The organism is Pseudomonas sp. S1_G07, assembly GCF_054668565.1.
Genome location: NZ_CP162778.1, coordinates 1,153,729 through 1,167,304, shown reverse-complemented (window position 1 = coordinate 1,167,304; position 13,576 = coordinate 1,153,729). Strand labels below are relative to the sequence as shown.

At 60.0% G+C, this 13,576-nt stretch carries 13 protein-coding genes; all 13 read left to right on the top strand.

Annotated elements, in window-relative coordinates; translation table 11 throughout:
• Nucleotides 1-446: 446 nt before the first annotated feature.
• The 13 genes from AB4O05_RS05475 to AB4O05_RS05415 all read left to right on the top strand — a co-directional run bounded on the left by AB4O05_RS05475 (nucleotide 447) and on the right by AB4O05_RS05415 (nucleotide 13,525).
• The gene (locus tag AB4O05_RS05475; protein WP_460132427.1) at nucleotides 447-1,568 is read left to right on the top strand and encodes a Re/Si-specific NAD(P)(+) transhydrogenase subunit alpha; all 1,122 of its coding nucleotides are present in this window, start codon (nucleotides 447-449) and stop codon (nucleotides 1,566-1,568) included.
• 15 nt (nucleotides 1,569-1,583) lie between these two features.
• Nucleotides 1,584-1,904 carry an NAD(P) transhydrogenase subunit alpha part 2 gene (locus AB4O05_RS05470; protein ID WP_191949018.1) on the top strand — a complete coding sequence of 107 codons (321 nt, stop codon included), beginning with the start codon at nucleotides 1,584-1,586 and terminating at the stop codon, nucleotides 1,902-1,904.
• The gene (locus AB4O05_RS05465; protein WP_460132429.1) at nucleotides 1,904-3,340 is read left to right on the top strand and encodes an NAD(P)(+) transhydrogenase (Re/Si-specific) subunit beta; all 1,437 of its coding nucleotides are present in this window, start codon (nucleotides 1,904-1,906) and stop codon (nucleotides 3,338-3,340) included. The genes AB4O05_RS05470 and AB4O05_RS05465 overlap by 1 nt, the downstream gene beginning before the upstream one ends.
• Nucleotides 3,341-3,520: 180 nt before the next feature.
• Nucleotides 3,521-5,014 (top strand): acetyl-CoA hydrolase/transferase family protein, encoded by a 1,494-nt coding sequence (locus tag AB4O05_RS05460; RefSeq protein WP_460132431.1) that lies wholly within the window; start codon nucleotides 3,521-3,523, stop codon nucleotides 5,012-5,014.
• A 318-nt stretch (nucleotides 5,015-5,332) separates the two neighbouring features.
• On the top strand, nucleotides 5,333-5,545 hold the full coding sequence (locus AB4O05_RS05455) for a DUF1127 domain-containing protein (protein ID WP_181081882.1): 213 nt from the start codon (nucleotides 5,333-5,335) through the stop codon (nucleotides 5,543-5,545).
• 262 nt (nucleotides 5,546-5,807) lie between these two features.
• On the top strand, nucleotides 5,808-5,981 hold the full coding sequence (locus tag AB4O05_RS05450; protein ID WP_460132432.1) for a DUF1127 domain-containing protein: 174 nt from the start codon (nucleotides 5,808-5,810) through the stop codon (nucleotides 5,979-5,981).
• Nucleotides 5,982-6,117: 136 nt separating this feature from the next.
• Nucleotides 6,118-6,438, top strand: a complete 321-nt coding sequence (locus AB4O05_RS05445) for a DUF2388 domain-containing protein (RefSeq protein ID WP_460132433.1) — start codon at nucleotides 6,118-6,120, stop codon at nucleotides 6,436-6,438.
• 103 nt (nucleotides 6,439-6,541) lie between these two features.
• The gene (locus AB4O05_RS05440) at nucleotides 6,542-6,850 is read left to right on the top strand and encodes a DUF2388 domain-containing protein (RefSeq protein WP_460132434.1); all 309 of its coding nucleotides are present in this window, start codon (nucleotides 6,542-6,544) and stop codon (nucleotides 6,848-6,850) included.
• Between the two features lie 26 nt (nucleotides 6,851-6,876).
• A complete protein-coding gene (locus AB4O05_RS05435; RefSeq protein ID WP_027608008.1) occupies nucleotides 6,877-7,197 on the top strand; it encodes a DUF2388 domain-containing protein in 321 nt (106 codons plus the stop codon).
• Nucleotides 7,194-9,155, top strand: coding sequence for a DUF7844 domain-containing protein (locus tag AB4O05_RS05430; RefSeq protein WP_460164846.1), 1,962 nt, complete (start codon nucleotides 7,194-7,196; stop codon nucleotides 9,153-9,155). Before AB4O05_RS05435 ends, AB4O05_RS05430 begins: the two co-directional genes overlap by 4 nt.
• Nucleotides 9,156-9,515: 360 nt before the next feature.
• Nucleotides 9,516-10,823, top strand: coding sequence for a CitMHS family transporter (locus AB4O05_RS05425; protein ID WP_460132435.1), 1,308 nt, complete (start codon nucleotides 9,516-9,518; stop codon nucleotides 10,821-10,823).
• A gap of 64 nt (nucleotides 10,824-10,887) precedes the next feature.
• Complete coding sequence (locus AB4O05_RS05420) at nucleotides 10,888-11,655, top strand: TerC family protein (protein WP_460132436.1); 768 nt, start codon at nucleotides 10,888-10,890, stop codon at nucleotides 11,653-11,655.
• 211 nt (nucleotides 11,656-11,866) lie between these two features.
• Nucleotides 11,867-13,525 (top strand): Na/Pi cotransporter family protein, encoded by a 1,659-nt coding sequence (locus AB4O05_RS05415; RefSeq protein ID WP_460132437.1) that lies wholly within the window; start codon nucleotides 11,867-11,869, stop codon nucleotides 13,523-13,525.
• The last annotated feature ends 51 nt before the right edge of the window (nucleotides 13,526-13,576 follow it).

Genomic DNA, 13,576 nt, shown 5'->3' with positions numbered 1-13,576 from the left:
TCGGCTATTTATTGACTTTGTAGTCAGATAAAAAGCATTCCTACAGATGTACATATATGTCGCATTTAAACAGACTGTCCCTTTCAGGTAAAAATAGGGCTCAAGACCATGATTCTCGTAGCTTGTAGCGACTATCACCTAACAATGCCCAGCCATTCACACCTGCGATGGAAAAAGCTGCGGCAATCTGTATAACTCACTCAAGTAACTGTATTTAAATGATTTATTTCAACAATCTGCGACAATCAGTCACAGGGTGACTTGTAGTTAATTTTTTGTCACCCGTCATAATTCCTTGAAGGCTGTAAAGTTCGCCTGCAAAATGCCGCGCCCCGCTGTTATTTCAGCGGGATCGTGCTGATCGGCCGCCCCAGTTGCGCCACTCGCGGTGCACTGGCCTTTTTACAAAAAGATCAAAAGCAAAAAGATCATGCAGGAGATTTGACGTGCACATTGGTGTTCCTCTCGAAACCCAGACCGGTGAAACACGGGTGGCTGCCACCCCCGAAACCATCAAGAAGCTGATCGGCCAGGGCCATAAGGTCACTGTACAAAGCGGGGCCGGCCTTAAAGCCAGCATCGTCGATAGTGCCTATGAAGCGGCCGGTGCAACCATTGGCAGCGCCAGCGATGCGTTGGGTGCAGAGCTGGTTCTCAAGGTGGTCGCCCCCAGCGACAGCGAGCTGGCGCTGATCAAAAGCGGCACCGTGCTGGTGGGCATGCTCAACCCGTTCAGCAACGAAACCATTACCAAACTCGCCGAGCGCGGCATCACCGCCTTTGCCCTTGAGGCTGCACCACGCACCTCGCGAGCCCAAAGCCTCGACGTCCTGTCCTCGCAAGCCAACATCGCCGGTTACAAGGCCGTGCTGCTGGCCGCCCATCACTACCCGCGCTTCATGCCGATGCTGATGACCGCCGCCGGGACCGTGAAAGCGGCGCGCGTGCTGATCCTCGGCGCCGGCGTGGCAGGCTTGCAGGCCATCGCCACGGCGAAACGCCTGGGTGCTGTGATCGAAGCGTCTGACGTACGCCCGGCAGTTAAGGAACAAATCGAATCCCTCGGCGCCAAGTTTGTCGACGTACCCTACGAAACCGATGAAGAGCGCGAATGTGCCGTCGGCGTCGGCGGTTACGCGCGCCCTATGCCGACCAGTTGGATGCAGCGCCAGGCCCTGGCCGTGCACGAGCGCGCCAAGCAGGCCGACATCGTCATTACCACTGCCCTGATCCCAGGCCGCAAGGCGCCAATCTTGCTCAGCGCCGAAACCGTCGCGCAGATGAAACCCGGTTCGGTGGTCATCGATCTCGCGGCAGCCCAAGGCGGCAACTGTCCGCTGACCGTTGCCGACCAGGTGGTAGTGGAAAATGGTGTGATCATCTGTGGCCCGACCAACCTGGCGGGCGCCGTTGCCGCCGATGCGTCGGCCCTGTATGCACGCAACCTGCTGGACTTTCTGAAGCTGGTCTTCACCAAGGAAGGGCAGTTTGAAATCAACCTCGAAGACGACATCGTCGCTGCGTGCCTGATGTGCCGCGACGGCCAAGTCATCCGCAAAAACGCCTAAGCAGGGATTCAGACGATGGAAGAGCTTATCTCCCCCGGTATCTACAACCTGATCATCTTTGTGCTGGCGATTTATGTCGGTTACCACGTGGTCTGGAACGTTACCCCCGCACTGCATACGCCACTGATGGCCGTGACCAACGCGATCTCCGCGATCGTCATCGTCGGCGCGATGCTGGCCGCCGCACTGACCGTGACTCCGCTGGGCAAGACCATGGGCACTCTGGCCGTGGCCCTGGCGGCGGTCAACGTGTTCGGCGGTTTCCTGGTGACTCGCAGGATGCTTGAGATGTTCAAGAAGAAAGCCCCGAAAGTAAAAGAAGAGGCGTCCAAGTAATGAGCATGAATCTCGTCACGACGCTCTATCTGATCGCGTCGATCTGTTTCATCCAGGCCCTCAAGGGCCTGTCGCACCCGACCACATCGCGGCGCGGCAACCTGTTCGGCATGCTCGGCATGGCGCTGGCGGTACTCACCACAGTGGGCCTCATCTATAAGCTCGGTGCCGAGCTGGCCACTGCTGGCATCGGCTACGTGATCGTTGGTCTGCTGATCGGCGGCACTGCTGGTTCGATCATGGCCAAGCGCGTTGAAATGACCAAAATGCCGGAGTTGGTGGCGTTCATGCACAGCATGATCGGTCTGGCCGCGGTGTTTATCGCGATTGCCGCAGTGGTTGAGCCGCAATCGCTGGGCATCGTCAAACACCTGGGTGACGCGATCCCCGCTGGCAACCGCCTGGAGCTGTTCCTCGGTGCCGCCATCGGCGCCATCACCTTCTCCGGCTCGGTGATCGCCTTCGGCAAGTTGTCGGGCAAGTACAAGTTTCGCCTGTTCCAAGGGGCACCGGTACAGTTCGGTGGCCAACACAAACTGAACCTGGTGCTCGGCCTGGCTACGCTCGGCCTGGGCCTGACATTCATGTTCACCGGCAACCTCAGCGCCTTCGCGTTGATGCTCGCCCTGGCGTTCGTGCTCGGCGTGCTGATCATCATCCCCATCGGCGGCGCCGACATGCCGGTGGTGGTGTCGATGCTCAACAGCTACTCCGGCTGGGCAGCGGCAGGCATCGGCTTCTCGCTGAACAACTCGATGCTGATCATCGCCGGCTCCCTTGTGGGTTCCAGCGGCGCAATCCTGTCGTACATCATGTGCAAGGCGATGAACCGTTCCTTCTTTAATGTACTGCTCGGTGGTTTCGGCAACGCGCCGGATGCCGGTGCAGCGGCAGGCTCCAAAGAAGCGCGCCCGGTGAAGTCGGGCTCCGCCGACGATGCTACCTTCCTGCTGACCAACGCCGACACCGTGATCATCGTGCCGGGCTACGGCCTGGCGGTAGCGCGGGCGCAACACGCACTGAAAGAGCTGACCGAGAAGTTGACCCACCACGGCGTGACCGTTAAATACGCGATCCACCCGGTGGCCGGTCGCATGCCCGGGCACATGAACGTCCTGCTTGCCGAAGCCGAAGTGCCTTACGACCAGGTGTTCGAGATGGAAGACATCAACTCCGAGTTCGGCCAGGCCGATGTGGTGCTGGTACTGGGCGCCAACGACGTGGTCAACCCGGCGGCGAAGAACGATCCGAAGTCGCCGATTGCCGGCATGCCGATCCTCGAAGCCTTCAAGGCCAAGACCATCATCGTCAACAAGCGCTCGATGGCCAGCGGTTATGCCGGCCTGGACAACGAGCTGTTCTATCTGGACAAGACCATGATGGTCTTTGGTGATGCCAAGAAAGTCATTGAAGACATGGTCAAAGCCGTCGAGTAACACTGCTTCAGCGCAATACTCGAAACCCCAGCCTCGCGTAGGCTGGGGTTTTTTATGGCCGCATGAAAACCCGACCAAAGGCTCTAAATCGCTGCCTTGCATTCGACCATGGTAGCGGGCCGAAATCTTTTGAAATCACTACACTGCCCACCTTGCTTCCGTAGCCTGAGATAACAATTCATGTACCGTGATCGTATCCGCTTGCCATCGCTGTTGAACAAGGTCATGAGCGCGGCAGATGCCGCCGCACTGATCGAAGACGGCATGACCGTCGGCATGAGCGGCTTCACCCGTGCCGGTGAAGCCAAGGCCGTCCCCCATGCCCTGGCCGAACGCGCCAAGACCTCTCCGCTGAAAATCACCCTGATGACCGGTGCCAGCCTGGGCAATGACCTGGACAAGCAACTGACTGAAACGGGCGTGCTGTCCCGACGCATGCCGTTCCAGGTCGACAGCACGCTGCGCAAGGCAATCAACGCCGGCGAAGTGATGTTTATCGACCAGCACCTGTCGGAAACCGTCGAGCAACTACGAAACAACCAGCTCAAGCTGCCGGACATTGCCGTGATCGAAGCCGTAGCGATCACCGAGCAAGGGCATATCGTGCCCACTACCTCCGTGGGTAACTCGGCCAGCTTCGCGATTTTCGCCAAACACGTGATCATCGAGATCAACCTGGCGCACAACCCGAACCTGGAAGGGCTGCACGACATCTATATCCCGACCTATCGTCCAACCCGCACGCCGATCCCGTTGGTGAAGGTTGACGACCGCATCGGCAGCACTGCGATTCCGATCCCACCGGAAAAAATCGTCGCCATTGTCATCACCAACCAGGCGGACTCCGCCTCCACCGTGACGCCACCCGACAGCGACACCCAGGGAATCGCCAATCACCTGATCAACTTCCTCAAACAGGAAGTGGACGCCGGGCGCATGACCAACAAGCTCGGCCCGCTGCAGGCCGGTATCGGCAACATCGCCAACGCGGTGATGTGTGGCTTGATCGACTCGCCATTCGAGGACCTGACCATGTATTCGGAGGTGTTGCAGGACTCGACCTTCGACTTGATCGATGCCGGTAAACTGAGCTTCGCCTCGGGCAGCTCGATCACTTTGTCGCAGCGGCGCAACACCGACGTATTCGGCAACCTGGAGCGTTACAAAGACAAACTGGTGCTGCGCCCGCAGGAAATCTCCAACCACCCTGAAGTGGTGCGGCGCTTGGGCATCATCGGCATCAACACCGCGCTGGAGTTCGACATTTACGGCAACGTCAACTCCACCCATGTCTGCGGCACGCGGATGATGAACGGCATTGGCGGCTCCGGCGACTTCGCGCGTAACGCACACCTGGCGATCTTCGTCACCAAGTCGATTGCCAAGGGCGGCGCGATTTCCAGCGTGGTGCCGATGGTCAGCCACGTGGACCACACCGAGCATGACGTCGACATCCTGGTCACCGAAGTGGGGCTGGCCGACCTGCGCGGCCTCGCGCCACGTGAGCGGGCTCGGGTGATCATCGACAACTGCGTACACCCGGCCTATCGCGATGCGCTGAACACTTACTTCGAATCCGCCTGCGCCCTCGGCGGGCATACCCCGCACATTTTGCGTGAAGCACTGAGTTGGCACATTAACCTGGAAGAAACGGGGCACATGCTCAAGGCCTGATTGGTACAGATCCGGGCTGACGCAAACACAGTTTGGTCAGCTCGGCCGTACCACTCTCAATTCCGAAGAAAACTGTACTGCTGTACCGGTCTTTTCCTAGCGAAATATCCCACGCCGAGACACAAAACTGCCAATTTCGCACCACTTAAGTGCGCACAGGTACAGTTGCTTCATTTTCGAACAGTACAGCCGCTATAAACAGTTAACTGGCCCCTCACAATACAGGTGAACTGTATCTAGAGAGTCTTGCGCCGGAAGAGGATCATTGGCATCAGTTAAACCACTACCTAATCCCGCCACAAGCGGAAGGATGTCATCATGGAACGTACACTCAGTTCCGAACTGTTCTCCGAAAAAGCCGTAAACAACCAAGCTGCTCTGCCTCTGCGCGTTCTGGCCAACCTGATGTTGTGGCAGCGCCGCATCTCCAGCCGCCACCAACTGGCTCGCTTGGATTCGCGTCTGCTGGCTGACGCCGGTATCAGCGAAGCTCAACGCTACGAAGAGCTGAGCAAGCCGTTCTGGCGCTAATTGGCGCCCGCTGGCCCTGACCCACCGGGTCCACAGCCAGCACTGATCTGTCAAAACAAAGCCCGCCCCGGGTCACCGGAGGCGGGCTTTGTTGTTTCTGGTATTCAGCCGTTTACCTGTTAAAACAGAAGCGGTTCACACAGAGCAGTACAGTTAAAAAATAACTACAGTTAACCAGTACAATTTTATTTCAGTGTATCTGTAACGGTCATTCCGAGTCACCCACCATGGTGTTCCAAGCCCTTCACGAAAGGTCCACGCCATGGCTACTCAAACCTCTTACCTACGCCGCCTGGCATCCATCTTCGCCAGATGGGTGCGCCACGCCCACGAACGTCGCCAACTGGCCCAGCTCAACGCTCGGGAATTGTCGGACCTCGGCATCAGCCCCGGAGACAGAATGGCCGAGCTGTCCAAACCCTTCTGGCGTGACTAGACAGTCAAAAGTCTTTCCGAACGGATAAGCGGCGGCTTACTATCCAGCCACTACGTGGCGAACTGAGTAGTACAGGCGTCTGATCACAATGGTTGCCCTGCGCCACCTTTATTCGTAGACCTACAGGAGTTACCCCATGTCCCGTCTTCGCCTGCTCAGTGCCGCTGCCCTGTTGGCCCTGGCCGCCAATGCCACCGCGAGCAGCTTCATCGTGACCACCGACTCGATCGTCGGCGCACTGAAAGCCACCTCCGACGCCAGCTCCGATGCCACTTCGTCACTGCGTGACAACAAGGTCGTGCGCGCCGCCCGCGACGATGCTGCCAGCTTCGTCGCCAGTGAAGGTGCGATTCGCGGGGTGAAACTGGAAAGCGCCTTGGCTCAGATCCGCCAACAAGCCCCACAACTGAACACCGCGACCGACGCCCAACTGGCCCAGGCCATCCTGGCTATCTAAGCCGCGCACACAGGGGAGTGCCCGTCGCTCCCAACTGCCATCGCACTGGTTCTCGGCCGGGCATTGCGCTAGCCTTGACGCTCGCTTCCAGTTGTCGAGTGCCATGGCTTTTTCATACCGCCTGTTCATTGTCCCTGCGTTGTTTTCTGCCTGCTGGTCGCCAGCGGCTTCGGCCCTTGACGTAACCATCCAGGGCACCGTCGCGAGCGCGTACGCCACCAGCAAGGTGACCTCGGCGCCCTTCGACCATAAAATAATCGCGGCCGCCCAGGATGACGCCGCCGCGTTCATCGCCACTGACGGCCAATGGCGGGGCGCACGCCTGGAATCCGCGCTGGATTACCTGCGCCGAACCCAACCAAAACTTCATGTCAGCGACCTTGAACTGGCACGGGCAATTCTCGTCCAATAGTCATCTTTGCATTTCGGAGTCATTCCATGCGTAGCCCGCTGATCGCCGCCACCCTTGGCCTGCTGTTGTTGGCAGACGTTGCCCAGGCGCATACCCTGGTGGCCACCAGTAACATCATTGTGCGCGCCTCTGGCCGCACTATCGACTTCACCTCGGACACCACCACCTCAATCCGCGATTCCAAAGTCGTACGCGAAGCCCACGATGACGCGGCCAGTTTTGTCGCCACCAACGGTGAGATTCGTGGTGCACAGCTGGAAGCCGCTTTCGACACCCTGCGCACCCGCCTGCCGGAAGCGCGCGACGCCAGTGACCAGACCCTCGCCGAAGCTATCCTCGCTCTGTGAGGCGTCTTGCCGCCTGGCTCCTGGCCGGGACTGTGCTGCTGTGTGCCAGCGCAGCCCAGGCCAGCCTGCAACTGCGGCTCAAGACCGAGGGCTTGAGCCCGGCGGAACAGCAGGCCAGCCAGGCATTGCTCGATGAAGCGATGCGTGCGTTGCCGCCACGCTTTATCGAGCAGTTGGACCGGCGCATCGATGTCGGCTGGACCGACAAAATGCCTGAAAACGCTTACGGCCAAGCCTCGCTGGTGTCCGAGCTGGACCTCAATCGCAACCTGCTCGCCAGCCTGACCGACGGCAGCGCCGCCACGCAAAAAACCAATCGCCCCCACGGTACTGTGCGCCGGGAAATGCTTGCCACCGTGCTGCATGAACTGACCCACATCTACGACCGTGCGCGCCTGTGGCCCAAAGACGAACGCGCGCTGATCCAGCGTTGCAGCCGCCAGAACAGCATCACTGGCCTGATCGGCCTGCCCGACCAATGCCGTGGTCAGAATGACCGGCGCTTCACCCTCAGCGATGACCCGCGCCTGCTGGACCTCGCCGGCTGGCCGCAATATGTCGGCCGTCGCGGTGAACGCGAGCAGCACAACCGCCAGGTTGCGCGCAGCCCGGATATCTACGAAACCACCAGCCCGCTGGAATTCGTCGCGGTCAACATGGAGTACTTCCTCCTCGACCCAAGCTACGCCTGCCGGCGCCCGGCGCTGTTCCGCTATTACCAGCAACACTTCGGCTGGGCCCCGCCTGCGCGAGACGCCTGCGCCAAGACGTACCCGTTCCTCAATGCCGGTAACGATTTCGCCAAGACCCCACTGGGCCATGTGGACCCGGAGCGGGTCTACGAAATCGACTACCTGCTGGCCGAAGCCAACCAGAACCTGGTCAGCCGCTGGGGCCACAGCATGTTGCGCCTGGTGATCTGCGCACCGGGCCGCCCCCGTGGGCCGGATTGCCGGCTGGACCTGGACCAGCACCTGGTGTTGTCCTATCGCGCCTTTGTCGGCGATGTACAGCTGTCGAGCTGGGACGGCCTGGTGGGTAAGTACCCTTCACGCCTGTTCGTATTGCCGCTGGCCCAAGTCATCGATGAATACACCAAGACCGAGTTGCGCGGCCTGGCTTCCGTACCGCTGAAACTCACGCGTCAGGAGATCAACGACACCGTCGAGCACGCCGCTGAAATGCACTGGAGCTACGACGGTAACTACTATTTCCTGTCCAACAATTGTGCCGTCGAAAGCCTGAAGCTGCTGCGCAGCGGCAGCGCCAACCCGCAACTGACCGGGCTGGACAACATCACTCCCAACGGCCTGCTCGAAGTACTTCAGGCCCGTGGCCTGGCCGACACCAGCGTGCTGAACGATAAACGCGAAGCCATGCGCCTGGGCTATCACTTCGACTCGTTCCGCGAGCGCTACCAGGCCATGTTCGATGTACTGCGCAAACACCTGCCGATCAAGCAGACCCAAGTTGAAGACTGGTTATCCCTGAGCGCGGCGCAACGCCGCCAGTGGTTCGACCAGGCCGACCTGCGCACCAGCGCCGCGTTGCTGCTGCTGGAACAGGCCAGCTTTCGCAAGCAACTGATGCTGGCCCAGGACGAAGTCAAACAACGCTATCTCGGTGCCCGCGAGCTGAAAAATGGCGGCATGGAGAAGGCTAACGCGACCCTGCAACAGATCCTCGCCAACAGCGGCTTCCTCAGTCGCCCGGCGGAATTGCTCGGCAGCGGCGGTTACGGCCTGCCGCAACCGTCCGAGGCCAAGCGCCTGGAATCGGAAAGTGCCGAGCGCCAGAAACAGCTGCAATCGCTGACCGGTGAGCTGGATAAAGAGGTGAGGGCGCTGCTGGAGCCTTCCCGTGCCGCGGAGATTGCCGCCTGCGAAGCCAACCTCAAGCAGGTGGGCGAGCATTTGCGGGCATTGCATAAAGCCGCGGGCGGTCTCGAACTCCCCTGAAGCCCCATCACAAACACTGTAGGAGCCAGCTTGCCGGCGATGGCGTCTGCACCGTCAACATCCTGGTTATCTGATCCACTGCTATCGCTGGCAAGGCAGCTCCTACAGTTAAATGGTGTTTTTCCGGAATAACCCACCGTCGCCTGTTTGCTCAGCGAAAGCTGGCTGAAAGCTAATCGGTCTAGGATCGCCCCAACTGCCGGCAACAGACCGGCTGTACACAACAACAATGGTGATCCCCGATGTCCGTCCGTACCCGCCTGTTCGCCCCCACTCCACCCGTACGCTTCGTGCCCTTCGTTCTGCGCTGACCCCACTCGGTTCGCCATTCCCTAGCCGCGCTACGCCTGGAGTATTCCTATGCTGACTTTCCTTGGCTTTGCCATGGTCATCACGTTCATGTTCCTGATCATGACCAAGCGCCTGTCCGCGCTGATCGCCCTGATCATCGTGCCGATCCTGTTCGCGCTGTTCGGCGGTTTCGCGCCGAAGATCGGCCCGATGATGCTCGAAGGCATCACCAAGCTCGCGCCAACCGGCGTGATGCTGATGTTCGCCATCCTCTACTTCGCCTTGATGATCGACTCCGGCCTGTTCGACCCGGCCGTGCGCAAAATCCTCAAGATGGTCAAGGGCGACCCGCTCAAGGTGTCGGTCGGTACCGCCGTACTGGCACTGGTGGTGTCCCTCGACGGTGACGGCGCCACCACCTACATGATCTGCGTGGCCGCCATGTTGCCGCTGTACCAGCGCATCGGCATGAGCCCACGGATCATGGCCGGCCTGATCATCCTCGCCGGTGGCGTGATGAACATGACGCCCTGGGGTGGCCCGACCGCCCGTGCCGCCAGTGCGTTGCATGTGGACCCTTCGGATATTTTCGTGCCGATGATCCCGGCGATGGCTGCCGGTGTCGTGGCGATCCTGGTGATCGCCTATATGTACGGCAAGCGCGAACGTGCGCGCCTGGGCGAACTGCACCTGCAAGGTGACGAGATCGACCACAGTGAAATCAGCGTGTCGCAATACCCGGACGCCCGTCGTCCAAAGCTGATCTGGTTCAACGGCGCCCTGACCTTCGCTCTGATGTGCACCCTGATCGCCGGTCTGTTGCCGCTGCCAGTGCTGTTCATGGTGGCTTTCAGTATCGCGATGATCGTCAACTACCCGTGCCTGCAACAGCAGAAAGATCGGGTCGCCGCCCACGCCGGCAGCGTACTGGCGGTGGTGGGGCTGATCTTCGCAGCCGGTATATTCACCGGTATCCTGTCGGGCACCGGCATGGTCGATGCCATGTCCAAGAGCCTGCTGGCGGTCATCCCTGAAGCCATGGGCCCGTACCTGGCGGTGATCACGGCGCTGGTGAGCATGCCGTTCACGTTCTTCATGTCCAACGATGCGTTCTACTACGGTGTGCTGCCGGTACTGGCCGAAGCGGCCAGCCACTACGGCATCACGGCGGTGGAAATGGCCCGTGCCTCGATCGTTGGCCAACCGGTGCACTTGCTCAGCCCGCTGGTACCGTCGACCTACCTGCTGGTCGCCCTGGCCGGTATCGAATTTGGCGATCACCAGCGCTTCACCCTGAAGTGGGCAGTGCTGGTATGCCTGTGCATAATGTTCGCCGCATTGCTGATGGGGATTTTTCCGCTGTTCAGCACTCTATAATCGTACAACCCAACTGCGCCGGCCCTACGCCGGCGTGGTCTAACACACGCACAAAGGAATACACATGGAATGGCTGACCAATCCGGAAATCTGGATTGCCTTCTTCACCTTGACGGCTCTCGAGATCGTTCTGGGCATCGATAACATCATCATGATTTCGATCCTGGTCAGCCGCATGCCCAAGCATATGCAGGCGCGTACCCGGATCTTCGGCCTGGCGCTGGCCATGGTCACGCGCATCCTGCTGCTGCTGTCGATCACCTGGGTCATGAGACTGACCGACGACCTGTTCGTGGTGTTTGGCCAGGGCATTTCCGGTCGCGACCTGATCCTGTTCTTCGGTGGCCTGTTCCTGCTGTGGAAAAGCTCCCAGGAGATGTACCACGCCCTGGAAGGTGAAGACGAAACCCACGACGAGCCCAAGGGCGCCGGTGGCAAGTTCATCTACACCATCATTCAGATCGCGATCATCGACATCGTGTTCTCCCTGGACTCGGTGATCACCGCCGTCGGCATGGTCTCTCATGTGCCGGTCATGGTCGCCGCGATTGTCGTGGCCGTACTGGTGATGATGCTGGCCGCCGGCACCATCAGCGAATTCATCGACAAGCACCCGTCGCTGAAAATGCTGGCGCTGTCGTTCCTGCTGGTAGTCGGTACCGTGCTGATCGCTGAATCCTTCGATGTGCACGTGCCAAAAGGCTACGTCTACTTCGCCATGGCATTCTCGCTGGCGGTGGAAGCGGTCAACATCAAGATGCGCACCGCCATCGCGAAAAAGAAGAAACAGCAGGATCCTGTGAAACTGCGCAAGGACATTCCGGGTCAATAATCTTGATCCGCTGCTGAAATGGGGCGTTCGCGCCCCATTTTTTCATCTGCAAGAAACTCACTTCATGACAGTTTTGTTTCAAACCCCACTTTAGCTATGCGATGCTGGCGCCGAGCCCATTCGCCAACTACAGCTTAAGTACAAGACGTAGAACGGCACGCGGCAATTCTCATTTGCTCCCTCTGGAGCACACCCAAACGGGGGGCCGAGCATGCTGACCTTGCTCAATCTGCTTTCCGCCGTGACCCTGCTTATCTGGGGCACGCATATCGTCCGTACCGGCATCCTGCGGGTCTACGGTTCCAATTTGCGCCAAGTCATCGGGCAGAACATGTCCAAGCGCTGGCTGGCATTTGTCGCCGGTATCCTGGTGACGGCCATGGTGCAGAGCAGCAATGCCACGGCCATGCTCGTGACCTCCTTTGTCGGCCAGGGCCTGATGGGGCTGATGCCCGCGCTGGCGACCATGCTCGGCGCGGATGTCGGGACCGCGCTGATGGCGCGAGTGCTTACCTTTGACCTGTCCTGGCTGTCGCCGCTGCTGATTTTCCTTGGCGTGATCTTCTTTCTCTCGCGCAAACAGACGCGGGCAGGGCAACTGGGGCGAGTGGGGATCGGCCTCGGGTTGATCATCCTGGCACTGCAACTGATCGTCGAAGCGGCAGGGCCGATCACCCAAGCCCAGGGCGTGAAGGTGATCTTCGCTTCGCTGACGGGCGACATCCTGCTCGACGCCCTGGTCGGCGCCTTGTTCGCGATGATTTCCTACTCCAGCCTCGCCGCCGTGCTGCTCACCGCCACCCTGGCCGGCGCCGGGGTGATCGGCTTGCACGTCGCCATCGGCCTGGTCATCGGCGCCAACATCGGCAGCGGCGTGCTGGCCTTTCTCAGTACCAGCATGCAGAACGCCGCCGGACGCCAGGTGGCCTTGGGCAGCCTGTTGTACAAGTTGATCGGCCTGCTGCTGATCATCCCGGTACTCGATCCGCTGGTACGCTGGATGGACGGCCTGGACTACAGCACCCAAGGCATGGTCATCACCTTCCACCTGCTCTACAACGTCAGCCGCTGCCTGATCCTGCTGCCCAGCATCGGACCGATGGCCCGCCTGTGCGGGTGGCTGCTGCCCGAACGCGAAGAGGCCAATGGCAAGGCCAAACCACGCCACTTGGACCTCACGGCGCTCACCACGCCGAGCCTGGCGCTGGCCAACGCCGCCCGCGAAACCCTGCGCCTGGGCGACCTGATCGACAACATGCTCGCCGCAATGCAAGAAGTGCTGCGCGGCAAACAAACAGCAGTCACCCAGGAGATGCGCAGCCTCAGTGATGACGTCGAGGCGCTCTACAGCGCGATCAAACTCTACCTGGCGCAAATGCCCCGCGAAGACCTCAGTGAACACGACAGCCGCCGTTGGGCCGAGATCATCGAGCTGTCGATCAATCTCAAGCTCGCCGGCGACCTGATCGAACGCATGCTGCGCAAAGTCCAGCAGCAAAAAACCTCCCAACGCCGGCAGTTCTCGGAAGTAGGCCTGGAAGAACTCACCGGGCTGCACGGCCAACTGATCGCCAACCTGCGGCTTGGCCTGTCGGTATTTCTCAGTGCCGACCCGGAAAGCGCCCGCCAACTGCTACGCGAGAAGCGCCGCTTTCGCGCCCAGGAACGGCGCCTGGCACACGCTCACGTCAGCCGCCTGCAACGCAAGATCGTGCAAAGCCTGGAGACCAGCTCCCTGCACCTGGAGCTGATTGCCGACATGAAACGCCTGAATTCGTTGTTTTGCAGCAGTGCTTATGTAGTGTTGGAAACGTCCGACACCGGCGCGCTCTCCGCCGAAGATATTACCGACATCACGCATTCGCCCTGAACGTACGATGGCCCGTGAAGTCAGTTAAAGCTGACCTCACTCGCCAGGAAG